This window comes from Streptomyces sp. 7N604 (assembly GCF_052245475.1).
Taxonomy (GTDB): Bacteria; Actinomycetota; Actinomycetes; order Streptomycetales; family Streptomycetaceae; genus Streptomyces.
On sequence record NZ_JBQQBX010000014.1, the window covers coordinates 179,539 to 203,471 of the forward strand.

14 protein-coding genes are annotated in these 23,933 nt (G+C 71.0%); all 14 read right to left on the reverse strand.

The genetic code is table 11. The annotated features are described in order from the left end of the window. Positions 1 to 27 precede the first annotated feature (27 nt). Genes ACTWP8_RS17560 through ACTWP8_RS17625 form a run of 14 tightly spaced genes read right to left on the reverse strand, consistent with a single transcriptional unit; the run spans position 28 to position 23,865 of the window. Entirely contained in the window at positions 28 to 2,217 is a 2,190-nt protein-coding gene (locus ACTWP8_RS17560; RefSeq protein WP_443323072.1) for a hypothetical protein, read from the reverse strand. Continuing rightward, positions 2,214 to 6,092, reverse strand: coding sequence for a putative baseplate assembly protein (locus ACTWP8_RS17565; RefSeq protein ID WP_443323073.1), 3,879 nt, complete (start codon positions 6,090 to 6,092; stop codon positions 2,214 to 2,216). The genes ACTWP8_RS17560 and ACTWP8_RS17565 overlap by 4 nt, the downstream gene beginning before the upstream one ends. Next, complete coding sequence (locus ACTWP8_RS17570; RefSeq protein ID WP_443323074.1) at positions 6,089 to 9,283, reverse strand: putative baseplate assembly protein; 3,195 nt, start codon at positions 9,281 to 9,283, stop codon at positions 6,089 to 6,091. Before ACTWP8_RS17570 ends, ACTWP8_RS17565 begins: the two co-directional genes overlap by 4 nt. Beyond that, positions 9,280 to 9,663, reverse strand: coding sequence for a GPW/gp25 family protein (locus tag ACTWP8_RS17575; RefSeq protein ID WP_443323075.1), 384 nt, complete (start codon positions 9,661 to 9,663; stop codon positions 9,280 to 9,282). Before ACTWP8_RS17575 ends, ACTWP8_RS17570 begins: the two co-directional genes overlap by 4 nt. Next, positions 9,660 to 9,980, reverse strand: a complete 321-nt coding sequence (locus tag ACTWP8_RS17580; protein ID WP_443323076.1) for a hypothetical protein — start codon at positions 9,978 to 9,980, stop codon at positions 9,660 to 9,662. Before ACTWP8_RS17580 ends, ACTWP8_RS17575 begins: the two co-directional genes overlap by 4 nt. A gap of 55 nt (positions 9,981 to 10,035) precedes the next feature. Then, positions 10,036 to 10,560, reverse strand: coding sequence for a phage baseplate assembly protein V (locus tag ACTWP8_RS17585; RefSeq protein WP_443318819.1), 525 nt, complete (start codon positions 10,558 to 10,560; stop codon positions 10,036 to 10,038). Positions 10,561 to 10,614: 54 nt separating this feature from the next. Beyond that, on the reverse strand, positions 10,615 to 11,754 hold the full coding sequence (locus tag ACTWP8_RS17590) for a hypothetical protein (RefSeq protein WP_443323077.1): 1,140 nt from the start codon (positions 11,752 to 11,754) through the stop codon (positions 10,615 to 10,617). Then, positions 11,747 to 12,115, reverse strand: a complete 369-nt coding sequence (locus ACTWP8_RS17595) for a LysM peptidoglycan-binding domain-containing protein (RefSeq protein ID WP_443323078.1) — start codon at positions 12,113 to 12,115, stop codon at positions 11,747 to 11,749. Before ACTWP8_RS17595 ends, ACTWP8_RS17590 begins: the two co-directional genes overlap by 8 nt. Before the next feature lie 8 nt (positions 12,116 to 12,123). Continuing rightward, positions 12,124 to 12,807, reverse strand: coding sequence for a hypothetical protein (locus ACTWP8_RS17600; protein WP_443323079.1), 684 nt, complete (start codon positions 12,805 to 12,807; stop codon positions 12,124 to 12,126). After that, complete coding sequence (locus ACTWP8_RS17605) at positions 12,804 to 13,436, reverse strand: hypothetical protein (RefSeq protein WP_443323080.1); 633 nt, start codon at positions 13,434 to 13,436, stop codon at positions 12,804 to 12,806. Before ACTWP8_RS17605 ends, ACTWP8_RS17600 begins: the two co-directional genes overlap by 4 nt. Before the next feature lie 40 nt (positions 13,437 to 13,476). Next, positions 13,477 to 20,334 (reverse strand): eCIS core domain-containing protein, encoded by a 6,858-nt coding sequence (locus ACTWP8_RS17610; RefSeq protein ID WP_443323081.1) that lies wholly within the window; start codon positions 20,332 to 20,334, stop codon positions 13,477 to 13,479. Further along, positions 20,331 to 20,702 carry a hypothetical protein gene (locus ACTWP8_RS17615; RefSeq protein WP_443323082.1) on the reverse strand — a complete coding sequence of 124 codons (372 nt, stop codon included), beginning with the start codon at positions 20,700 to 20,702 and terminating at the stop codon, positions 20,331 to 20,333. The genes ACTWP8_RS17610 and ACTWP8_RS17615 overlap by 4 nt, the downstream gene beginning before the upstream one ends. Next, positions 20,693 to 22,792, reverse strand: a complete 2,100-nt coding sequence (locus ACTWP8_RS17620) for an ATP-binding protein (protein ID WP_443323083.1) — start codon at positions 22,790 to 22,792, stop codon at positions 20,693 to 20,695. Before ACTWP8_RS17620 ends, ACTWP8_RS17615 begins: the two co-directional genes overlap by 10 nt. A 32-nt stretch (positions 22,793 to 22,824) precedes the next feature. Beyond that, entirely contained in the window at positions 22,825 to 23,865 is a 1,041-nt protein-coding gene (locus ACTWP8_RS17625; protein WP_443323084.1) for a Pvc16 family protein, read from the reverse strand. Positions 23,866 to 23,933: the final 68 nt, after the last annotated feature.

A 23,933-nucleotide genomic window follows, 5' to 3' on the forward strand; every position in this document is an offset into this window, starting at 1 on the left:
TGAGTTTCGTCAGTCTGCTGTGGTGTGTCAGGTGACGGGGATGATCCCGGCGTCGGTGCCGGCCGGTGCGTACTCCGCGAGCCGGGCCCGCAGGCTGTCCTCGCGCTGCGGCTGGTAGAGGTCGTGGAAGGCGCCCATCTCCGCGCCGTCCTCCGCGCCCCGCCGGATCTCCTCCGCGCAGCCCGCGGCCAACTGCCCGTACGCGGGCGTCCCGTAGCGCTCGCTCGCGAACAGCGGCCGCACCCGCCGGGCCTCGTCCGGGCCCACGAGATCGGGCCGGCAGCGGTGGCGGCGCGGCGTACGGGAGCCCGGCGGCACGTAGCTGAACCGCACACATCCGACCCCGCGCCTGGCGACGTTCATCCGCCCCGTGAAGACGGAGTTCTCGGCGATCTCCACCGCGTGGGTGTGGACTTCGCCGATGACCGTGGTGCGGTGGGCGTGCAGGACGGCGTGCGCGTGCCGGCAGTCCGGGGCGGACAGCGCCTCCCGGTCGTGCCCGGTGGCGTCCAGGATGCTGTCGGCGATGTGGATGTGCAGCGGGTCGGTGTGCACTTCGTCGCCGATGACCTCGATCGTCCCGAGGATGGTGCGCTCGATCTGGACGCACGCGGTGGTGCGGTCCAGGACGAGGCTCGGCTCCTCGGGGGAGTGCGGGTCGCTCCCCCTACCTTCGGTGGGGGGACTCCCAGGCTCCAGCGACCAGCCGGGCACCAGCGTGCAGTGGCGCAGCACCACGGCGCCGACGGGGCCGGTGACATGGAGCCCCCGCCCGGTGACCAGCAGCCCGTCCAGCACGATCCGGGGCTCGTCACCGGGCTCGCAGTCCTCCTGGGCGCGGATGTTGAGCGCGTCGGGCCGGTTGCTGTACCAGTCGAGCAGCCGTATCACCGGCCGCGTCCCCTCGGCGGCGCGCAGCTCGAGCCGGTCGCCGGGGTCCAGGTCGAAGTCCAGCTGCTCCTGGTACGCGCCGCTGTGCGTGATCTCGATGATGCCGTCGGGTCCGCACCTTCCGGCCCTCCGGTCGTTCCGCCACTGCGCGTACGCGTCCATGATCCGTTGGTACGTCTGTCCTGGCCCGACCCTGTAGGTCTCCGCGGCGGGGAGAGTGACGCGGTCCCGCTCGTACTCGCCGCCGCCCAGGTCGTCGGCGAACGCGTAGTGGTAGGTGACCCAGACGCCCTGGCGCGGCGCCGAGCGCGACCCGAACGCGATCCGGCCGAGCGCCGGGTCGACCGCCACCTGCCCGCGCTTCGGCCGGTAGCGCCAGTCCGTCAGGTCGGCCACGACGATGTCCGACATCGGCACCGGCTCGTCCTGCCCGTCCCGCCAGATCGTGAAGCTCTTGCCGGGGCCGTAGTAGTCGGCGAGCCGGTCCTGGAGCTGCCTGCGCCGGATGTACGCGGGCACGTTGTCGATGGTCGCGATGTGGGAAGCCGACGGTTCCGGCTCGGGCTTGGTGACCAGCGGGGTGTCGTTGCCCAGGATCGAGAAGGTGTAGAGGTTGCGGGCCCGGTCGATGCAGTACGCGGGTGCGCTCGTGACGTGATACGGCTTCAGCCGCCAGACGAAGAGGCCGACGCCTGCCGGGGTGTAACCCCCCTGCGTGCGAGCCGAGTTCGCCCGCCGTACGTTCACCGACTGTGCGAGAGTCCCGAAAGGACCGCCCGCGAGGTCGAGCGCCGAGCCGTCCCGTACGTCCACGAGCCTCCCGCGCTCCGACCGCCGCTCGTTCACGGCCGCGGTGCCGGACCCGTAGAGCTTCACCGGCTGCTGGTGCGAGACCAGCCGGGAGAACTCCACGGCCCGCGCGGGCCATCCGGCGACCGACTCCGACAGCTCCTCCAGCAGCGCGAGCGTGCCCTTGCGCCGCCGGTTCGCGACCGTGGAGGCCACGTCACGGCGCGGGGCCAGTGCCTCGGCCAGCCGCCGCCGCGACTCGTCAGAACCCCTCCCGTCCTTCAGCCCCGTGGCCAGCACCCGCTCGTAGCCCGGCAGCGGGCGGTACCCCACCAGGTCGCCGATGTAGGGCAGCACCCACTCGGCGGCGGTCTCCACGAACCAGTCCTCGTATTGCTGCCCGACCCCGTTCCGTACGAGGTCGACCTGCTCGGCGATCACGGCCAGCAGCGCGCGCAAGGGCTCGCCCTGCTCTGCGTCCCGCAGTCGGTGCCACTGCGGGAGCAGCTCCGCGAGCCCGTCCGGCTCCCTGCTCATGTGTCCTTGACCTCCGTCAGAATCAGCGTGTCCGCGACCTGCGGCGAGAACAGCGCGAGCTGTGCCGGCCTGATGCCGCGGAAGACGAACACCGAGCGGCCCTTCTCCAGGCGCCGCGTGTCGTCGATGTCGGGATTGAGGCGCAGCAGGTCCTCCAGGGAGATGCCGTACCGGGCGGCGATGGCGGTGAGCGATTCGCCGTCCCCGGCCGTGACCCGGTGGACGTCCTCCTCGTACTCGGCGAGCCGGGCCGGGACCACGGACCGCGGTTCCGCGAGCCGCCCGGCCAGCTGCGCGAGACCGTCGGGGGTGATGCTCGCGGGCACGCCCGTGAAGGCGTCGGCGTCCACGTAGTCCACGCCGGGTACGGCATGGGCGACCGCCAGCACGTCACTCAGGTGCGCGCTCTGGCCCAGCTCCCGCCCCGGGTAGCCGAGATGGTGCAGCAGAGCCCGGCGCAGCCGGGGCTCGACCAGCTCCCAGGAGTGGTCGCGCGCCACCTTCACGCGCGCCACCAGCACCAGCAGCACCAGCTCTCGTACGTCCACGCGGACCGGCAGCCGGGTGTCCCCGTACTCGGCGAGCGAGGAGCGCAGGGCGCGCAGCACCTCGGAGTCGTCGGCCAGCGGAACGTCGTCCGCGCCCGCGACCGTCACATGCAGCATCTGCCGCCGTCCGTCGAAGAGTTCGCGCGCCGCGGCCCGGCCGATCCCGGCGCGGGAGCGGGCGAAGTCCTCGTAGTCCTGGACCGAGACGAGCCGGTCGAGGGCGGACACGGCCAGCGGGATGTTACGGCGGGTCAGCCCCGGACCGTCCGGGTCGGCGCCGCCGGTCGCGGGCAGCGGGTTGGTGACGGCGGTGACGCCCAGCGGCCGGGTGATGGCCTGGGTGATCCGGTCCGCCGCGACGTTGGCCGCCCTGCCGGTGCCGAACCGGTAGCGGGCGCGTACGTTCTCGTGGCCCGTCGGCAGCCGGGCGCCGTGGACGCCGTCGCCGAAGGTCACGGTCGTCCGCCTGTCCCCGGCGGACCCCAGGACGTAGACCCGGTCCCGCGGGCCGCGCCCGGCGAGGCTGTCCACCGGGTGCCAGAGCAGCCCGTCGACCCGCACCTCCAGCACCGGGGTCGCGCCCAGAGGGTTGTCGTCCGGGAGCCAGGTCAGCGGGGACTGCCAGAGCGTGAACGACTGGTGGGTCTTCGTGGCGTCGCCGCTGCCGATCGGCTCGTCGCGGCTCTCGCCGTGCGTGGCGGGCACGACGTTGCCCTGGATCCGGACCGTTTCGCGCCGGTAGCGGTACGCGAGGTCGGAGGTGAGCGTGAGTTTGGTGTGGATGTGGTCGCCGGGCAGGTCCGGGTCGACGGTCTGCTCGACGGCGGCGATCACGGCGGGCTCGGTGCCGCGCACCCCGGAGACCGTGTCTGGGGGTCCCCCCGCCGAAGGCAGGGGGAGGATGTCGGTGCGCTCGCCGGAGACGACGAGCAGACGGCCGGGCCGCAACCCCTCGTACAGAGCGGCGAGTTCGATCTCGTTGCCGTGCACGTCCTCGCCCAGCGGCTCGTCGGCCATGCGCAGCGCCTCGCCGCCCGCGTGCACGACCGTCTCCCGGATGTGGGAGAGCAGCACGTCGTGCTCGTCCAGCCAGGGGTCGGCCAGGGTCAGTTCGGTGCCGCGGCCCGTGATGCCGTAGTTGGTGTACGCGGCGGTGCGCACGGCGGTGACCCGGGTGGTGACGAAGGCGAGCTTCTTGTCGCCCGGGATCCCGTCCGGCGCGTCCGAGCCCTTGCGGGGGCGCTCGACGGCGACCCAGCTGCCGACCGTGATTCCGCCGTGGACGCTGTCGAGGGGGAGGACGTAGCGGTTCGGCGGGGCCGGGATGGTAGCGAGATTGATCTCGACACTGGGGGGCTCGCTCCCGGCCGCGTACCGGGCGGTCACCTCGTAGCCGCCGTGTGTGGCCTGGACGGGTGGGTCACCGGGCTTGAGCCGCCACTCCTGTGGCGGGCTGCTGCCGTCCGTGATGGCGACGTGGATCCGGCCGTCCTCGCCGGGGCGGGACACGAACAGGGTGCGCTCGGGCAGCTCGGCGAGCAGCCGGGCGGTGACGCCCGACTCCTGCGAGTCTGCCGGGCGCCTGACGAGCCAGCTCAGGTCGTGGTCCTGGCCGGCACGGGTGGACAGCTGGACCTGGCCAGGGGGGAGCTCGATGGTTGCGTCGGAGGGCAGATTCTCCGTGCGCTGCACCGAGTTGCCGGCGTCCGTGTGCTGGAACTCCGCCTTGAGCGGCACCTTGCCTGCGGTGTCGAAGACGACGCGCATGCTGGTGAGCGCGGCGCCGGTGAGCGGCCAGTCGGTCTGCCGGATGACCCGGCCGCGGTCGTCCTGGACGGGCTTGAGCGGTGCGGTGGCACCGAAGGGGGCGGTGGTTACGCGCATTGCCTGGACGGAGCGGAGGGGGGTGGGTGCGGCGGTGGGGGGTACGGCCTGGCGCCAGGCCGCGTACAGGCTGTCGGCCAGTCGCGGGTCCAGCGCGGAGAGGACCTGGGCCGCCAGGTCGGAGTCCGGGGCGAATGTGCTTCGCGGGTTGGGTGTGTGGGTGGCGGGGCGCGTGGCCCCGGTACGGAGGTACGGGACGAGTCCGTTGAGCGTCTGTACGGCTGCCGGGTGCGGGTCGGTGGTGCCCACCCTCCCCCATAGCCTGGACGGCATGGGGGTACCCCCATCGCCCTCGCGGAACGAATGCCCACCACCTTCCACCGAATCTGCCCCGCGGAACGAATGCCCACCACCGTCCTCCAACTCCGACGCGCGCTCCTGGAGGTCTACGAAGATGGCGTTCAGCTGCTCGAACCAGTCGCCCACCTCCTCGTACGGGGCCGCGAGTGCCTGGGCCTCCCACAGTCGCTGTATCGGCTCGTCCAGCCGCCGCGCGAACTTCGCGGGCGTGTCGAGGCGTTCGAGGTCCGCGCGCAGCTGGGCCAGCACCTGCTCGTCGAAGTCCTCGATCAGCGGGCTGCCCGTGGGCCGCGGGTTGGGGCTTGCCGGTCCCTCCGTGATCCACTCCTGCAACTCCTCGACCAGCTCCTTCAGCGACGGCAGGGCCGACACCGGCAGCCCCACGGCCGTCACGTCGTCGTCGCGGTCGATCCGCACCCGCGTCACCGGCAGCAGCAGCCTCTGCGAGGGATCGGCGGAGGAGTCCTCGTTGAAGACGAAGAGGAGCTTGTCGCCGGTCTGGAGGGCGTTCGCGGTCCCGGCGAAGAACAGCTCGGCGCGCTCGCGCAGGTCCTCGGGCGTCAGCAGCATCGGGCGGCGGCGCCGCACCTTCAGGTCGTTCCAGTCCCAGCGCGCGGTGAGGTCCTCGCCGGTCTCGTACGTCTGCGCGTCCTCGTCCGAGGCGGCGGGCACGCTGTGGCTGCGTGCGCCGCGCGGGATCAGCACCGGCGCCTTCCCGCCCGAGCGCGGATCGCGGTCCAGGGTGTACGCGAGGAGCGTGTTCGCGGACACGCCGGGGCGCGGCCGGTGTCCGACCAGCCTCCCCAGCAGTGCCAGTGACCGGTGCTCGTTCGCGGTCCGCAGATAGCCCTCGTCGGCGATCCGCTCGGAGTGGAAGGTCAGCAGATCGCCCAGCACCGCCCAGGCGTCCAGCAGCCCGATGGCCGGGTCGTCGGCGGTGCGTACGGTCAGGCCGCGCAGCGCCGGGTAGGCGGGCGAGGCGAGCCGGTCGAGCATGGCGGCCAGGAAGGACCCGTACTCGCCCACCCGGTAGTCCAGGGCCGTGCGGCCCGGCGGGTTGTGGAGGGGCGGCGGGGCGTGGCGCTCGTCGTGCCCGCCGCAGCCGCATCCGCAGGTGCTGCTCGTGCCGCTTCGGCTGCTCATCGGTCACCTCCGAGCGTCAGCGTGAGCTGCCCGTTCTCGGGCCGCTCGGGGTCGTTGTCGCAGCGGGCGATCTCCAGCGAGCCGAGCCGCAGCACACCTGCCTCCAGTGCTCTGTTGTCGAAGGGACCCTCGTGGAAGAGCCGTCGCAGCCGGGTCACCCGTACGCTCCGCACGCCTTGTACGGCCGCGGCCACCGCCACCAGGCGGCTGAGGCGGACCGGTTCGCCGAAGGTGAGCGCGTCCGGGTGGAAGAAGCCGAGCCGCCCGCCGGGCAGGGCGCGGCTGCCGAGCACCCGGTGCAGCTCGGCCAGGATCTGCCCGTGCTGATGGCCGGGCTCTGCGCACACGTCGAGCGCGATGTCGAGCGGTACGTGCCGCGCGGGCTCCACGACCAGGTCGTGGCCGATGCGGCGGTAGCTCTCGAGGGCGTGCGCCACCGCGTCGAGCAGTGCGGGCGGCGGATCCCCGGCCTCGTACGCGTCGATGGCGACATGCGCCTCCTGCACGCTGCCGGTCCAGCGGATCTCGGCCGCGGCGCGCTGCACGCCGGGGAGCGCCGAGGCCAGCGCCGCGTAGTCGTCGGCGGTGACGGCCCGGAGCTTCGTCCGCTTGAGGTCGAGCGGCGCGAGCTGGCGGACCTGCTCGACCGGCTCGGGCGCGGTGCCGCCGACGGCGGGCAGCGGATTGCGCACTCCGGCCACCGCCAGCGGCCCGCCCGCGTCGGCCTCCTCCTGATCCCGGCACAGCACCAGGTGGTTGATGGCCTCGGCGCCGACGTTCCCGGCCGGGCCGCCGCCCAGCCGGTAGTGCACCTCAAGTGCCGCGCCCGGCCGGGGCTTCGCGCCGTGGCGGCCGTCGCCGAAGCGCAGCGCGAGCCGCCCGTCGTCCCCCAGCTCGCCGACGAAGTGCGGATCCCGGGCCCTGCTGGTGAGCAGGTCCCGGCGTGGCTGCCACTCCTGCTCGCCGTCGGCGAGGCGTACGGCGGGAAGCGCGGCCCGCGGGTCCTGGACGAGCGCGGCTGCCGGGCCGTACAGCACCGGCTCCTGCGGGTGCAGCCCGGCCGCGTACGCCGGGCCCCAGGTGTGCGCGATCTCCCAGGCGATGCGCCCGTCCAGCACGGTGCCCGCCCGTGCCCGGGCCGTCAGCACCTCCAGGCGCCGCAGCTTCGCAGCGAGCAGCCGCTCGCTGCGGTGCAGCAGCTCGCGCAGTGCGCGGACCGGTTCCCTGTGCAGCTCGAACCGCTCCAGCACGCGGAGCCCGAACAGCACGGTCAGCTCGGCGATCTCCGCCTCCGAGAGGCCGTCGTGGTCGCGGGCGCTGCGCCACAGCTCCACCAGCCGCTGCCGGACGCTGTCCGGGATCCCGGCGAGCCGCTCGGCCTGCCCGGCCGAGACGTGCCGCGACTCGGGGAAGGGCACGGCCTGGACGACGGGGGAGCGGTGGAGCACGGGCCGGAAGCGGGGCGCGATGCCCGGGTAGACGCTCTGCGCGAGCAGCGTTTCCAGGGCCTCGGCCTGGGCGTACGCGGTGCCCGGCACGACCCTCTCCTGCCGCTGCCCGGCGAGTTCGAGCGCCAGCCCCGCCCGTATGGTCGCGTCCTCGCCGACCACCGTGAACAGCTCCCGTATGTGGTCGGCCGTCAGCAGCCGCCCGCAACGTGTCCGGTCGAGCAGGGCGTTGATGAGCTCCGCCGGTTCGTTGCCCCTCTCGCGGTCGGGGCAGCCGAAGGCGGGCGGCCCGCAGAGCGTGGGGACGGCGGGCTCGGGCGGCACGGTGACCCGCTCGGGCAGGCTCCCGCAGAAGCTCAGCGACCGGCCGTGGTCGACGAGCGTGACATTGCCGCGGGCCACGCTCACGTCCTCCACCGGCGCGCAGTCCGTACCGCCGAGGGCGGACAGGCACAGCGGGAAGGTGAGGGCGTCCTCCCGGGCCCAGGTGACCTCCAGCACCGGCTGGTCGGCCAGCCGGTCCACGGCCGGGGTCACGGAGGTGAGGCGGACCGCCTGCCGGTGGGCGGGGTCGGCGTCGCCGGGCGTGCCGGAGCGCGGGCCGAGGACCTCCTCGAACAGCAGCAGGTCGCCGGGGCGCAGATCCAGCTGCCGCTCGGCGCACTTCTCGTCGGCCCACGCGTCACGCAGGGTCGCGGAGGTGGCGCCCCTGGGCAGGGAGCACACCTCGTCGCCCCAGGTCCAGAAGCGGATGGCGTTGTGCGCGGGCCGCAGCCGCAGCGCCTCCTGGACGACCGGCTCGAAGACCTCCACCGAGCCGCGCTCGTCCAGCACCGCCAGGTCCCCGTCCTCGATGACGGTGCCCGGCTCGGGCGCGTCATGGGACCTCAGCGTACGGACGTCCACGGCGGCGAACCGGTACGTGCCCGCGGGCAGGGTGAGCGGCTCGACCGCCTCGAGGGCGACGAAGGCGCGGGCATTGCAGCCGTCGTGCATCGCGTAGTCGATGAGCCGCACGTGGCGGCGTACGGACACGCGGCGGCGGGCCGTGTCCAGATACGCCTCCGTGGCCACCGCGTCCTGTTGGTAGCTGATCTGGTCCGCGGTGTACGCGAGCATCTCGACCAGCGTCATGCCGAGGTCCGGCGCGTGCCGCTCGACCCAGTCGGGGGTCGTCAGCGCCAGCCGGTCCAGGACGAGCGTGCGCAGGGTGTCGTAGTCGCGCGCGGTGTAGTCGATGACCGGTGCGGGCGCGAAGGCGGCGGGAAGGTCCTGCTGTTCGTCCTTGCAGTCGAAGGGCGCCGGGCAGTCCGGCTGGAAGGTGAAGCCGGCGTGGAAGTACCGCTGGTCGAAGCCCGGGAACGGCTCGGTGCCCGGCCGCCCGTACGGGTCGGTGTCGACGATGGACAGCGTGTACGGGGACGTGTCCCCGGCGCGGTCGACGGTGACGTACAGCCGGTCGTCGAGCTCCGGGTCCTCCTCGCGCTCGACCGACACCTCGACGGCCTCGATGCCGATGGGGGCACTCCCCCTGGCTTCGCCGGGGGCACCCCCACCCGGTCGAAGACCGGGGGACCGGCGGCCCCCGTCGATCCGTACGTTCTCCGGGCACAGCCCGTGCGGCGCCTTGCCGATGAAGGTGACGGTGAGGGTGAGCCCGTCGTCGCTCACCTCGACGGCATCGACCCCGTTGAGACGGGCCTCCCGGATCCGCCCGCGCCTGTCTTTCGTACGGCTGCTCATGCCGCCCCCCTCCCCTCGAACACCTCGTCGCGCCGGCTCGCGGTCGAGCGCACCACGTAGCGCAGATGTACGCGTACGACGTTCTCCTCGCTCACCACGTCCAGCGACTCCACCTCGATCAGTTCGCCCAGCCAGCGCTGCAGCGACGCATGGACGGACAGCTCCAGCGCGGAGGCAAGCTCCGGGCTGTTCGGCGTGAAGACCAGGTCGAGCAGGCCGCAGCCGAAGTCGGGGCGCATCACACGCTCGCCGGGGCTGGTGAACAGCAGCTGCTCGATCAGATCCCGGACGTGGTCGTCGTACGCCGCGTGGGCGGTCCGGCCGCGGCGGTCGGGCCGGAACGGGAACGCGATGTCGGTGCGCGCCTTCCTCGTCCTCATCGGCACACCACTCCTTGCTGTGTGACGGAGACGACCGGTGGTCCCTGCGGCACGAGCCCCCCTGCGCCGAAGCACTGCGCGTGGGTGGTGTCCAGGAGCACGGCCGCTCCGTCGACCGTCACGCTGTCGGAGTGCGGACTCCAGCGGATGGTGGTGCAGGGGCGCGGCACGCCGTCGACGGTGTGCGTGCAGCCGGTCACGGCGAAGACATCGGAGGCCGTGTGCACGGGCAGGCCGTCGAGGCTCACGGCGGTGGGCGCGGAGGCGGCGAAGGCCCGGCCGCCGTGCGGGCAGTGGAGCATGGCTGAGCCGCTCATGAGATTCCCGGAGTTCCCGGAGTGTCCGGACAAGACTTCTCTCCCCGTTTCCTGGCTACTGCTTCTTGGGCACGATCAACCGGCCCTCATTAATGATCACTTGATTGCCGATCAGCTCAACCGAGGCCCCCTGGCCGTTGGCGATGGTCACGCCCTTCTCGTCGATCTGGATGTACGCCCCGCTCGCCGCCTGGAGCCGGATCCCCGTGCCGCCCGGCACGGTTCCCATCACGGCCTTGTGCAGGTCGGAGGTCTGGATCACGACGTTGTCGTGCGGCGGCGGACCGGCCAGCGCGTCCGGCGGCAGCTCCGTACTGTCCCCGTACCAGCACCCCGTCCAGATCGGGAAGCTCGGATCGCCCTGCTCGAACTCCACCCATACGCCCGCGCCGACCTCCGGGACCGCGTACTGGCCTGCCTGGCGACCGGTGAAGGGCAGGCAGGGCAGCGCCCAGGTGGACGTCTCGTCACCCAGCACGTCCGGGACCTGGACCGTGACCCGGCCGATCCGGAGCGGGTCCTTGTTGTCCATCACCCGCCCACGGAACTTGCCGGGGAAGCGGTTGTTCGGTGCCGCCATACGAAGTTCTCTCCTGATCTCTGCGCCGCTACGGGACGCCGCTACGGGACGTCGCTACGGGCGTACGGTGCCGCTCCGGGCGATGAGTCCTTCGCGCGAGAGCGTGAAGTTCTGCTGGTACGAGCCGGGTCTGAGGTTGTGGGTCACGCTCTTGACGTAGTAGTCGCCGTCGTACGTCACTCCGGCGCCGCGCACGCCGACCAGCTCGCGCGGCCGCAGCACGTACCCGTGCCGGTTGACGTCCAGCGACCCGGAGCCGGAGATCGCGTCCGCGGAGGTCGCGGCGCGGGCCAGAATCTCGGCCTGGGCCTGCTCCTGGTCCTTCTTGGCCGTGCCGGAGAGCGTCCTGCGCTTGAGAGCGGGGGTGGCGCGGCGGCCGAGGGGTGGCCGGAGCGGGTTGATGTCGGGCTGGGGGAGAAGGGTCGCGTCGCGGGTTCGCGGGTCCTGGACGCGCGCCTGCGGCTCTTCGCGGGCCGTCCCGTCGTAGGCGAAGGTCAGCTGGTCGACGGTGGAGTTGACGTCCATGTTGACGTTGAGGGCGTGCTGGCGCTGTCCGAGCCGCTGCTCGGGCCCCCAGAAGGCGGTGGACCGGCCGGGGCGGGGACCGGGTTCGAGATAGAAGGTGTAGCCGTTGGCTCGCGCCAGCTCATTCAGATACTGCAGATCGGTCCCGGTCTGGTAGTCGACGCGGAGCTGCTCCCGGGGCGGCTGCTGGATCTGCTCGCGGATGATGCGGGTGTCGATCCCGTAGTCCGCGTACTTGGCGAGGATCCTCTCGACGCGCTGGGAGGGCGCCAGGTTGGGGTAGCGGTCCGTCCGCTCCTCCAGATCCATGAGGAGAGTCAGGTCCTCGCCGGTGACGGTGAGCGTGGTGTGCCCGGGCTGGTTGCTGGCGCCGACTTCCTGCCGAACGATCAGCCCGTCGAGGATGACGGTCGGCGTGCCCTTGATGGACGTGGTGACGATGATGCGGGTCTTCGGGTCGAAGAACCCTTCGGGCAGCAGCCGCTGCGTGAGCAGTCCCTTCTTGGTCAGATCGAACGCAAGCTGGAAGCCGGAGCGTTCGCCCGCGGTGCTGGTGATCTGCGCGGAGAGCAGGGCCTCGGTCACCTCGGCGGGCACGGGGCGGGTGAGCTTGGGCCCCATGTGCAGGGTGAGGTGAACGGGCCCCTCCCCGATCGGCTCGTCACCCATGTCCGGTCCCCGCGAATCCACCCGGCAACGGAATGTCGATCTCCTGGCCGGGTTCGGAAGTCAATTCGCGTGGATCGAGGACGGGGTTGGCGTCCGCAATCTGCCACCACTGGGCGGGGTCGCCGAAGTAGCGCTGCCCGAGGTGGTCGGGGCGCTCACCGGCGTTGACGGTGTGCGGGGCGGTGTCGTCGTCGCTGCCGGTCTCGCTGAGCCGGGGCAGCAAGCGCCGCTTGGCGTAACGGACTTCGGTCCCGTCGGTGAGGCGGTGCACCCCGATCTCGGCGTCGTGGTACCGGCTGGTGCGGGGGTAGGGGTGCGACCCCGGTATCGCGTCCAGCGCACTCTCGTATGGCTCGACCATGGTGTTTGCTACGCCCTCCCCGCTCCGATATCGGCCCCGGTCAGCCCGAGCGCTCCGAGCCGTCCGGCTCTTGCCATCCCGGCGAGCCTTTCCTTCTGCGCGAGATGCGCGAGATAGAGCTCGGCGCCGCGGTGCCCGGCGGGCAGATCGCTGACGGTCAGCACCTTCATCCCGATGCTGAGCGAGGCTCTGATCGGGTTGAGGTTGACATCGAACGCCGACTCATTGACCGACAACTCGGTCAGCCGCACGGGCATGACGCGCTTGCTGCCCCAGGTGAAGAGGGTGAGGGGGGTCTCGATGGGGCTGATCTCGATGGTCCCCTTCTGCGTGAGCCGGGAGGCGGCGCGGAGTTGCGCGGTCGTCGGCTGCACGAGCATTTCGAGCGTCGCGAGCTGCGGGTGAATTCCGTCGGGTGCCGGGATCTCGAACTGATCGGTGGCGTCGATCTCGGCGGTGAACTTCCAGGACTCCTGGGCGGGTCCTTTGAGCCGCAACGCCTCATTCCGATCCCCGCCGCTTCCTCCTCCTCCGCCTCCTCCTTCGCCGCCTGCGGCTTGGGGCGCGACGGAGCGCTCGAGCGTGTCGGGGTTGAACTGCAGCACGATGATGCGCTGCGGTGTCCCGCGCTCGGGATCGACGATGACGATGCCGGAGCGGATGGGCTTGGGTATGTCGGCGTAGCGGGTCACAGGCGGGCCTCCAAGCGAGCCTGCAAAGGCGCGTAGTCGTAATCCGGGAAGTGCTCGGGGAGGATCTGAAGCATCATCCTCAGGCTTTCCAGGGTGGAGTCGTACTCTCTGGCGCCGAGCGTCACATCGGCGAAGAGGTACTGCCAGCCGGTCACGCCCTTCGTGATGACGAGATTGTCGAGGTAGTCGCGGTAATCCAGGTCGAGTTTGACAAAGGTGTGGAACCTGTCGAGGAACCAGATCTCCGGACTTGATACGCCTGGCAGGAACCTCATGGTGGCCAGTTGTCCGCCACCGCCTCGTGAGATGTCATCGAGGATGGAGAGTTCCGAGAGCAGCTTTTCGTCGCTCTTTTCCCAGGCGAAGTCCTTTACCGGCAGCCTGACTTCGCTACTGGCGTCGATGTTCATAACGTTGAACTCGCCGAAGAGCGGCACATCGTGGTCTGCGGCACGCCAGTGCAGTGCCTTGTACCGGTAGGGGAAGTACGCTTCCTTGAGCCTTTCGGTGAGCGGAAATCCTTCCTCGACCATCAGCTCGAAGATCCCTGTCGGATCTTTGCCCGGACCGCCCGGGCCCACCTCCTCGTACATGACATCGAAGAACGGTGACTCGCGCACCTCGCTCATGGCCTGGGACAGGCGGAGATCATACGGAAACATTCGATCCTCACTTTTCCTTGTGCAGCGGGTCCCAGCCGACCTTCCCCGCCCTGTGGAGCTTTATCAGCCGGGTGATCGCATCCTCCAGCTGGAGTAGCGTTCCCGGCCGGCCGGCTGCGATGCCTTTGTCCCGCCGTGCGCGCATGGTCGAAATGAAGTCCCGCAGCGAGGTGAACTGGCGTCCGGGCTGCTTGGAGCGCTCATCCACAATGTTGTCTCCCACCGACAGCGGAACCCTGAGCCATTTACGGACCTGTGTGGCCCCGTAGGTGTTGATATGGAGCTTTCTCTTCTCGTCGTGCTGCGGCGGTTCGAGGTCGAGGCCGAATGACTTCGTAGCACCCTTCCGCTGCCAGTCGCTTCGCTTCGTACCCGTTCCCCTGATCTTTTTGTACTGGCCAAAGGTGGAGCGTATGTACGTCGGGATGTCCGCGACGGCCCCTGAGTTGCCGAACTTCGCCCTGGACTCGTACCAGATGGGGGCCTCGAACTTGTTCCCGAAGGCTTTCCACGCCGGCTCCTCGATGTTGAGTTCGAGGTCCTTGTTCACTCCGCGGCGGGCCGGCACGAGATTGTTCTCGGTTCCCTTGCCGCCGAGACGCTCCGGGAGGAGGTGGGCCCTGACCCAGGCTCCGCCCTGCTGGAGCTTGCGTATGGGATCCGTGATGTAGTCCCAGCCGGGCGGACTGGTGTGGGGCTTGCTGCCCTTTGTGGCGCGCCGCGCGCTGAGGAACTCCGCGCTGATCGTATTGGCCCGGCCGCCGTGGAAACTGGGGAGTTTCGGCTTCGGCATGTCGTCGATCGCTCTCGGCGCCCCAGGCGGATTGGGATAGGCCGATGGCTCGGACCGGGGCTCCGAATAGTCCCCGCCCAGCACGGGGCGCGACGGGTTGAGGGATGCCACGACGGTGAACGGATCGCCTCCGACAGGCCCGAGTCCCGTGAGCCTGTAGTAGAGCTTCATCGACTCCAGGAGGCCGAGGAACGGCGAACGGGGAATGCCGTGGCGCATCCGCTCGTACAGCTTGGGCCGGATGCGCGCCACGATCTTCTTCAGCCGGTCGTCCTTGGACTCCTTCGAGTTCTCGTCCTTCTTCGTCCGGTCCTTGTCCGGCTTGGACTTGGGCCTGCCCGGACCGCGCTTGTCGGGGCGCGGCTTGGGCTTGCCCGGGCCCTTCCTGCCGTCCTTGGGCCGGGGCCTGCGCGGACCGTCCCGGTCCGGCTTCGGGCTGTTCTTGCCGTCGCCGTCCTTGTCCTTGGGCTTGGGCTTTGTGCCGTCCCCGTCCTTGCCGTCCTTGTCCTTCGGCTTGTTCGGGTCCTTCGGCTTCGTCGGATCCTGGTCCTTGGGCCTGCCGGGGGCGTCCTTGTCGTCGTCCTTCGGCTTGGCGGGGTCCTGGTCCTTGGGCGTGGCCGGCGTGCCCTTGTCGTCCTTCGGCTTGGTGGCGTCGGGACCGTCCTTGTCGCCCTTGCCGTCCTTGGGCTTGTCCGGAAGCTGGTCCTTGGGCTTCGGCTTCGCGTCCTGGTCCGGCTTCGGCTTCGGCTTGGATTCCGGCTTCGGCTTGGGCTTGGGTGCAGGGGTCGGGCGTGTTTCCGGTTTGTCGCCGGGCTTGTCGGACTTCGGCCTGCCCGGCTTGCCGGGGCCGTCCTGGTCCTTGGGCCTGCCTGGCGCGTCCTTGTCGGCGTCCTTGGGCTTGCCCGACGGCGCGTCCTTGTCCGGAGTCTTCGTCGGCGGCTTCTTCGGGTCCACCTTCGGATCGGGCTTGGCGTTCGGCTTCGTGCCCGGGCCCGTGCCCTTGCCCGGTTTCGGGAGAGTCGGGGTGGGGCGGCCCAGTGGCAGCTTGGCTCCGGGGGCCGCGGCGGGAGTTCCCTTGGGGGCTCCCTTGGAGTCCTTGTCGTCCCCGCCCTGCCCGTCCTTGCCCTTGCCGCCCTTCCTGCCCTTGTCTCCCTTGCCCAGCTTCGCCGCCACGCCCTTCAAGCGGCGGCCGACCTTGGCGACGTACTTGCCGATGCCGCTCAGCAGGAACTCGTAGGCGAGTTCGAGCAGGGCCACGATGCCCGCTGCCACTGCCTTCGCGAAGAGGACGCCCGCGCCGCCCTGGCGTACCGCCTTCAGCCACTCGATGACCGCGCCGATCGCGCGCAGGATCTCGCTGAGGGCGCCGATTGCCGTGCGGATCGCGTCGATCACCGCCATCACCCAGCCCGCGCCGGGGATCAGCTTCGAGATCACCTTGACGATGACGATCTCACCGATGATGAAGGGGAGCATGGGGACCACTGCCTCCCATGTCTCCTTCACGATCTTCTCGAGGGTGTAGCCACCCTTGATGAGCTTGTCGAGGATCGCCTTCGGGACGCCGATGATCTCCTCGATCTTGGCCTGGAACCACGTCTTGACCGCCGCCTGCACCTCGCGGAACAAGTGGTTCTTCGCGCCGTCGACCGCCGAGTTCTTCGCGCCACTCAGCCAGCCGCCCGGGTCGTCCATGAAGTCGATCGCGATCATCATGAACTCGCCGAGGGCGCCGAGGAGTTTGGATGCGTACTCCAGGACCGTCTTGATCGCGTCCACGACCGCCTTGATGACGTCCATGAGCATCTTCTTCAGAACGTTCAGGATGTCGCTGAGGAGCTTCGCGATCCGGTTGAGGAGGTCTGTGATGACCTTCTTCAGGAGCGCCGCGAGCTTCGTGACCAGGGCTATCGCTGCCGCGATCAGGTCCGTGATGAACTTCCTGATGCGGTTGGCCAGTTCGATGATGGCCTTGACCATGTTCTTTGCGAACTCGATCAAGTCATTGATCAGGTTCTTGATCGTGTCGACGATGAACTTACGGGCCTCGTTGATCCAGCGCTCGACGTTCTCCTTGAAGTTCTTGATGAAGTTGACGACCGCGTCACGAGCCGTCCGGATGATCCGGACGATCTCGTTCTTGATCTCGATGACCTTCTGCTTGATCCAGTCGAAGGCCTTCGTGAGCCAGTTGCCCGAGTCTTCCGCCGCGGTGTCGGTCTTCTTCTTCGCGTCCGTCTCCGCTTGAGTGCCCTTGTCCTTGATCTTCTTGTCGCTGTCCTCCTTCTCCTTCTTGGTGTCGTCGTCGGTCTTCTTCTCCCGGTCCTTGACGTCCTTGCGGACCTTCTCGTGCTTCTCGGTCTTCTTCGTACCGAGCTTCTTGAGCTCCTCGTCCTGGTCCTTGCGCCAGTCGGCGCGCTGCGACGTGACCTCGGCCCGGGCCCTCGCGCGCTCGCCCGCCTGCTCCGCAGTGTTCTTCGCTATCTCGCCGTCGACCTGCTGCTTGTGCTTCTGCTGCGACTCGCGGAACCCCTTGTCCTTGGTCTGGCGACTCTCGGACATGTCCTTGTGGCCCTTGCTGAACGCCGCCTGGAATTGCGGCTTCCGGTCGTGTTCGGCCACGGTCGACGCCGCCTCGGCGGGTACCGCGCCCGTCGACGCCTTGCCCGTCCGCACCCCGCCCTTGCCGCCCTCACGGCCCGGTACCTTGCCCTTCAACTCCTCCTTGGGGGCGTTGGGGTAGACCTGGTTCTCGCCCATCGGACGCCCGGCGTCGTCACGGCCCGTCGTGACGGCCTCCTGGCCCTTGGCGTCGACCGCCTGGCCCTGTTCACCGGCCTTCTCGTCGGCGGCGCTCTGCATGTTCACGCCCGGAGCGTTGCCCGCCTGGGCCTGCTTGAGGGCCTCGTCCTTAGTGGGGAGCCCCGCGAACTTGGCGGCCAACTCCTCCTTGTTCACCTTGAAGCCGAGCTTCTCCGCGACCCAGCCGACGCCGAAGCCGAGCGCCATCTTGAAGGTGTCCCAGCCGCTCGGCTCCTCCGCCTTCTCCGCCTCGATCTGACCCTCGGGCTTCTTCTCGCCCTTGACCTCGGCCTTCTCGTCCTTGGGTGCGTCGGACTTCTTCGCCGGATCCTGGGAGTACTGCGCCGCGTCGGCCGCTTTGGGCTTTCCCTCCAGGGTCTGGGGCGCGCCTGCCGGGCGCTGCATGTTCGGCGGTGCCGAGGCGAGCTGCTTGTGCTCGTCGCCAACCGTGCGGTCAGCCGAGCCGCCCACTCCGCCCATGGCCTCAAGTGCCTTGTGCGGCTTGAGCTTCGAGGCCGAGGACAGGCCCGCCTCGGGGGACACCTGCGAGAGGTTCGGGGCCGGGCCCGAGTCCTTCTTCCTGCCCTTGCCCGATGCGGCTCCCTTGCCGCCTCCACCTCCGCCTCCGCCACCGCGCGGCGCCTTCGCCGCGGGGGCCGCCTTGGGCGCGGCGGCCTTGGCACCCGGCTCCTCCTTCGCCCCCGGCTCTTCCTTCGGTGCCTTCGACGGCTCCGGGTTCTCCTTCGGCGCGGGCGCGGGCTCCTTCGCCCGTTCCTTCGCCGCCGGTTCCTTCCCGCCCTCCGAGCCGGCGCTCTCCGAGGCCGAGTTCGTCCCGCTCTTGTCCGTCTCCGACGTGCCGCTCTGCGTCCCGGAGGCCGCTTCGCTGCTCGCGCCCCCCGGCGTATCCGCGTTCGAGCCACCAGTGGTGTGCGAATCCCGGGCGGGCGACGGCGACTTGCTGTCCTGGTCCTTGCCGTCCGAGTCCTTGTCGCCGCCCTTGCCTGCCGTGTCGCCGCCACCCTTTTCCGCGGTGGCCGGTTCCGACTTCTTCTGGCCGTCGTTCTTCTGCTGGTCCTTCTTCGGCTCCTCGCCCTTGCCCGCGGTCTCAGGAGCCGCCGCCTTGCCGCCCGAGGCCTTCTGAGACTCCTTCTCCTGCGCGCCCGCAGCCTTGTCGCCCGCGGCCTTGGTGCCCTTCTCCTCCTTGCCGGCGGGTTCCTTCGCCTCGCCGCCGCCCTCCGTCTTGCCCGGTGACTCCTGCACCGTCTTCTGCGCGGCGACGGGACCCGCCTTCGGGTCGTCCCCGCTCTTCGGGTCCTTCGCCGGGGCGCCCGCGCCTGGCCGGGACTCGGCGGTGCGCTCCGCATCCGGATCGCCGGAGAAGGCGTCGTCGGGCCCGCCCTCGGTCTCCGCCGACGGCTCGGACTCCAGGGGCGCCTCGGCCTCGTCCTCCTCCGGCCCGGCCTCGGCCGCCTCGTCCTCGGCGTCCTCCGCTTCCCGCTCGGCCTGCACCTTCTCGGCCTTGGTCGGCGGGGGAGCGGGGAAGGAGGGCACCGCCTGGGCGGTGGACGTGGCCGGGTCGAGCGTCTCCGCCGTCGGCACCTCGGACACGTCGAGGTCCTGCTCGGGCAGGAAGTCCTCCGGCTGGAGCTTGGTGTCCCAGGCGCTCTTCTCGGCGCCCCCGATCTCGACCTCCGAATCACCGCCCGCGCCGGCCGGGTCCCCCTCGGCCTCCTCTGGGCCGTCGAGGTCCTGATTGCGTACGCCGTCGAGCTTGCTGGTCCTGCTGGGCAGCTCGGTGTCCTTGCCCGCCGCCGTCGGCGAGCCCTCGGGCTTCTCCTTGCCGCCGTTGTCCTCCTGCTTGGAGTGCTGGCCCGCTGCGTGCTGCTCGGCGGCTCCCGGGCGGTTCTTGGCCGCGGACTCCTCCTTACTCGCGGACGCCGCGCCCTGCTGCCCGGTCTCCTCCTTGCCCTCCTTCTCCTCCGCGGCCTTCTTGTCTTCCCCGGCCTTCTTGTCTTCCTGGCTCTTCTGTTCCTCGGCGTCCTTCTTGCCCTCCTGGGCACCCTCGGACTTCTGCTCGCCGCCGCTCTCCTTGCCGCTCTCGGCCGGTCCGCCGCCGCCCGCCGACTCCTTCTCCTCGGCGGCCGAGCCTCCGGCGGACCCCGACTGACCCTTCCCTTCGGACGCGGCGCCCTCCTTGCCGCGGCCCGCTTGGGTGCCCGGCGCGGACTCCTGCTCGCCGCGCGGCGCGCCCCCGCCCTGCGGCGTGCTCCCGCTCTCCGCTGTACCGCCGTTCTGTGGCGTACTGCCGGGCGCGGCCGGCGCCTCGGCCCGGTCCTTCTCCGGGCCGGGCGCCAGGGCGGGCTTCTGCTCCCGGGTCCGCTCGTCCTCGGCCGAGCGGCGCTCGCTGTCCCGCTCGATGCGCAGGTCTTCGGCCGCGTCGGGCCCCACCGCCGGGGCGTCCTGCGCCGCCCACGCCGCGCTGTCGGCCCCGAGCTCGCCCTGCGTCTCGATCTCCTCGACCAGGTCGAGGACCCGCTCGTGCTCCGAGCTGAGCAGCCTCCTCTCCAGGTGGTCGAGCACACCGTCCAGCAACTCGTCGGGCAGCCGGGCAAGTTGCTTGCGCGTACGCTTCGACAGGTCCTCGGGGTCGCCGCGCAACGAGCGCACGACGGAGCTCGTCAGCCGGTCCACCAGGGTCGCCGGATCCAGTTGCTCCATGCGCTGCTGGTCGGCGTCCACCCTCGTGTACCGCAGCCAGCCGGGGGTCGCCTGTCCCGGCTCCACCTCGAGAGCGGGGGATCCCTCGTCCCGTACGGCCTCCTGCGCCGCCGACTCCGCCTCGCGCTCGATCCCCTCCTGCGGCAGGCTCACCGCGCCCAGGTCCCGGCCCGCGCGCAGCGCGCCGAGCCCGTGCGGGTTCTGCACGGTGTGCAGCAGCTCATGCGCCAGCAGCCGCTGCCCGTGGGCCGTCCCCGGCTGGTACGTGCCCTCGTGGAAGAAGATGTCCCGGCCGACCGCGACCGCGTCCGCGCCCAGCATCTCGGTCAGCGCGCCCGCGTCCCGGTCGGTGTGCAACCGCACCTGGCTGAGGTCGTGCCCGAGCTGCTCCTCCAGCTCCCGCCGCACGCTCAGGTCCAGCGGCTGCCCTGCCCCGCTGACGATGTCCTTCGGCTCGGGCGTACGGGCCTTGGCGGCGCGGTCCTTGCGCTTGCGACGCTTGTTCGCCTGCGCCGACTGGGCGTCCTGAGCGGGGACTTGGGACGTACTCATCGCGCATCACCGCGCCCCGAAAGACCCGCGTGCACCGCGCGCGCCAGCGCCTCGCCGAGCCGCCCCGGCGAGGTGGTGGCGGGCAGCGCGGGCAGCGCGGGCAGCCCGGACAGGCCCTCCAGCGCCCGGTCCGCGCCGTCCGCCGCGAGCGGTACGCCACGCTCCCGTACGAGCCGGGCCAGCTCCGCCTGGAAAGCGACCGAGACCCGGTCCGGGTCGACCCGGTGGTCGAAGCCGTCGAGCACCAGCTCGCCGATCTCCACCCGTACGGTATGCGGCGCCTTGTTCCTGACGTCGTTCCTGACGTCGTTCCTGATGTCGTACCTGACGTCGTTCCCAACGTCGTTCCTGACCTCGTTCAGACCCATCCGTGGACCTCCGAGGGCGTCAAGGAGCGTTCCAGCTTCAGGTATTCGGTGCGCGCGGCCGCCAGCATGTGGCGCATCTGGAGCCGCTCGCCCTCCTCCGCGGCGAGGAAGGCGCCCGACAGCGCGATGTTGCGGATGGAGCCGCCCGCCACGGTCAGCCGGGCCAGCAGGTCGGGTTCGATGTCCTTCATCGGCGCCTGCCCGGGCAGCACCCGGCGCCAGATCTCCGCGCGCTCGCTCTCGCCGGGGAAGGGGAAGTCGACGACGAAGCGGATACGGCGCATGAAGGCCGAGTCCAGCGCCTTCTTCATGTTGGTGGTGAGGATCGCCAGGCCGCGGTACGCCTCCATGCGCATCAGCAGATAGCTGACCTCCAGGTTGGCGTACCGGTCGTGGCTGTCCTTGACCTCGCTGCGCTTGCCGAACAAGGCGTCCGCCTCGTCGAAGAGGAGCAGCGCGCCGCCGCGCTCGGCCGCATCGAAGACCTTCCGCAGGTTCTTCTCCGTCTCGCCGATGTATTTGCTGACGACCTGGGACAGATCGACGATGAAGAGGTCAAGACCCAGCTCCCTGGCCATCACCTCGGCCGCGAGCGTCTTGCCGGTGCCGGAGCCGCCCGCGAAGAGCGCGGTGACGCCGAGGCCGCGGCGCAGCGTCTGCGCGAAGCCCCACTCCTGGTAGACGGTGGCCCGCTGCCGTACGTGCGCGACGATCTCGCGCAGCACGCGCAACTGCCGCTCGTGCAGTACGAGATCGTCCCAGCCCGCCTCGGGCTCGATCCGCCGCCCCAGCTCGTCCAGGCCGATCCGCGCCTCGGTGAGCCCGGCCCGCCAGGCCAGCCCCGTGGCATCGAGGTCGTCCTCACCCGGGAGGTCGCTGCGTACGGTCGCGGCCGCGGACCGTATGACGTGGGGCGGGAGCTGGAACTGCGCGACGAGGTCCCGCAGATCGGCCTCCGACACCTCCGGCACGCCGGCGAAGGCGTCCGCCCACAGGCCGAGCTGCTCCTCGGTGTCGAGCGCGGGCACGGTGACGCGCTCGCCGCGCGCGCGGGCGGTCTGCCGCGGGTCGGAGCTGGAGACGACGAGCGGTACGGCCGCGCTGTCGATGAACGCATCCGTGGCGGCGGCCTGTTCGCGGTCCATGTCGCCGGCCTCGACGAGGAGCGCGGCGGGCAGCAGGATCGCCTCGCGCTGCCAGAGACGGGCGAGGCGGTCGCGCTCGGCGGGGTCGGTGGGCACGTCGTCGGCGGCCATCGCGTACAGCCCGAGCCCGGATCGGCGGGCGGCGGCCGCGGCGATGTCGGCGCGGGTACGGAGGTCGCCGCCGACGAGCTCGACGCGCAGCGGTGCGTCCCGGCCCCCGCCCCGCGCCCAGCCCGCGGCGACGCGGGACGCGGCGAGGTCGTACGAGGCGGGGAGGGGTTCCGGCGCGGGCGCGCGGCGCAGCATGCCGTGGAGGCGGGCGTCGAGGTAGGGCGAGCCGAGCAGGAAGTGCAGGATCCGCTCGTCGATACGGAGGCGAGAGGTCGTCAGCCGCGTCTCGTCGTCCAGCTCGACGAGCCGCCAGCGGCGCAGCGGAGCAACGGGCGTGAGCGCGCTCCAGTGCGGCTCGCCGAGCGCGGCGAGCGCGAGCGAGAAGGTCGGGTGCGCGCGGTCCGGGTCGCCGCTTGCGGCGGCGCAGCGGCCGGCGGTGGTGGGGTCCAGCTCCGCGGCGGCGGCGAGCAGAATCACTTCGCGCTCGAAGGGGCTGAGCCCGAAGCAGGCGACGAGCGCATCGAGAGCGGCGGGCCCCGGGGGCGGCGCGGCATCCCCTACGGCCTTATCCCGTACGGCCGTCCCTTCGCGGGAATGCGCCACCGCGGGCGCGGTCGCGTCGAATTCCGGGGCGGGGGCTGGGGGTTCGCTGCTCGCAGCCGCATCAGCCGCATCAGCCGCATCAGCCGCATCAGCGGACCGGCGGTTGTGCTGGGCGCGCCTGGCGTGGGTGTCGAGGCGGGCCAGGACGGACTGGACGGCAGCGGCCAGTGCCCGGCCGTCCGTGCCCGTGCCCGTCGCGCCGGGCCCCGTTCCGTTGAACCTGCTGCTCATGTCCTCACCCACCCCCGTCTCTCGCACCTGCCTCAGTTCTCCTTGTCGTCCTTGCCGTCCTTGCCGTCCGCGCCGCCTCTGCCGTCCGCGCCGCCTCTGCCGTCCGAGCCGCCCCTGGCGTCCGAGCCGCCCCTGGCGTCAGGGCCGTCCTTGGTGGAGCCGCCCTTGGCCTCCGAGCCGCCGCCCGTGGAAGAGCCGGGCCGGCCGCCGCCGCGCCGGGAGGTGCCCGACCCCTTGCCGGAACGTGCGGGTGCGGCAGCCGTCTTGGACGTGGAGCGCTTCCTGGCGGCCCGAACCGCGGGGGCGGCGGATTCCGTCCGAGTGGCCGCGGCCTTCGTGGGCACGGCCTTCGCGGCTGGGGCATCCGCGGCGGGGACGTCCGCGGGCTCCGCCACCGCTCCCGCCTCCGCGGGACCGGCCTGCGCGGGATCCGCACCGGCCGTCGGCGGCTCCGGCGCACCCGGGGCGCCGAACGGCAGCACCCGCACCGTGCGGGTCTCCACCGGCTTCGCCGGAACCGGCTTTTCGCGGCCCTCTATGAGGACCAGCGACGCCTGGTAGACCACCGACAGCGAGTACGGCGTCTGGTGGAGCATCCCCCAGAGCTTGGAGGTCTCGTCGACGTCCATCACCGTCGGCGTGAAGCGCACCTTCTGAACGGACTCGGCCAGGTCGCTGCCCGCCAGATACGGCCGCTCGGCGGCCGTCTCCATCACGTCCTTCGGCAGCAAGGGGATTTCGTGCAGCGTGCGCACCACGGAGCCGATGAGCCGCTGGCCGACCAGCTCGGTCTCCTCCCCGTACGCGCTGATCACGTAATGCAGGTCGAGCGCCGCGGCCGGCCGCTTGAGCAAGGTGCCGTCCGGTGCCCGGGTCACCAGGTCGTTGTTGCGCATCGAGGGGTTCGGGGTGACCTGGTAGAGGAAGACCGTGATGGTGGGCTCGGTGGGCGGATCTGCGTAGGGCTTGCGGGTCTCGACGGAGACCGCTATGTCGATCTCGGGTTGCAGATTGTTCTCGATCAGCAGCGCAAGGGCCTGGGTGACATGCGCGATGGCGAGTGCGTTGCTCATGAAGTCCGCCCCCTGTCCAGGCAGTTCGCGCGGTCGGTGCGGTTGACGCAGCTCATGCAGTAGATACC

Excerpts from the sequence above, each read along its gene's own strand:
- ACTWP8_RS17585 (WP_443318819.1), bottom strand. The coding sequence starts at position 10,560 with ATGGCGGCACCGAACAACCGCTTCCCCGGCAAGTTCCGTGGGCGGGTG.
- ACTWP8_RS17615 (WP_443323082.1), bottom strand. The coding sequence starts at position 20,702 with ATGGGTCTGAACGAGGTCAGGAACGACGTTGGGAACGACGTCAGGTAC.
- ACTWP8_RS17605 (WP_443323080.1), bottom strand. The coding sequence starts at position 13,436 with ATGAGCGAGGTGCGCGAGTCACCGTTCTTCGATGTCATGTACGAGGAG.
- ACTWP8_RS17565 (WP_443323073.1), bottom strand. The coding sequence starts at position 6,092 with ATGAGCAGCCGAAGCGGCACGAGCAGCACCTGCGGATGCGGCTGCGGC.
- ACTWP8_RS17580 (WP_443323076.1), bottom strand. The coding sequence starts at position 9,980 with ATGAGCGGCTCAGCCATGCTCCACTGCCCGCACGGCGGCCGGGCCTTC.
- ACTWP8_RS17625 (WP_443323084.1), bottom strand. The coding sequence starts at position 23,865 with ATGAGCAACGCACTCGCCATCGCGCATGTCACCCAGGCCCTTGCGCTG.
- ACTWP8_RS17570 (WP_443323074.1), bottom strand. The coding sequence starts at position 9,283 with ATGAGCAGCCGTACGAAAGACAGGCGCGGGCGGATCCGGGAGGCCCGT.
- ACTWP8_RS17560 (WP_443323072.1), bottom strand. The coding sequence starts at position 2,217 with ATGAGCAGGGAGCCGGACGGGCTCGCGGAGCTGCTCCCGCAGTGGCAC.
- ACTWP8_RS17595 (WP_443323078.1), bottom strand. The coding sequence starts at position 12,115 with ATGGTCGAGCCATACGAGAGTGCGCTGGACGCGATACCGGGGTCGCAC.
- ACTWP8_RS17575 (WP_443323075.1), bottom strand. The coding sequence starts at position 9,663 with ATGAGGACGAGGAAGGCGCGCACCGACATCGCGTTCCCGTTCCGGCCC.
- ACTWP8_RS17590 (WP_443323077.1), bottom strand. The coding sequence starts at position 11,754 with ATGGGTGACGAGCCGATCGGGGAGGGGCCCGTTCACCTCACCCTGCAC.
- ACTWP8_RS17610 (WP_443323081.1), bottom strand. The coding sequence starts at position 20,334 with ATGAGTACGTCCCAAGTCCCCGCTCAGGACGCCCAGTCGGCGCAGGCG.
- ACTWP8_RS17620 (WP_443323083.1), bottom strand. The coding sequence starts at position 22,792 with ATGAGCAGCAGGTTCAACGGAACGGGGCCCGGCGCGACGGGCACGGGC.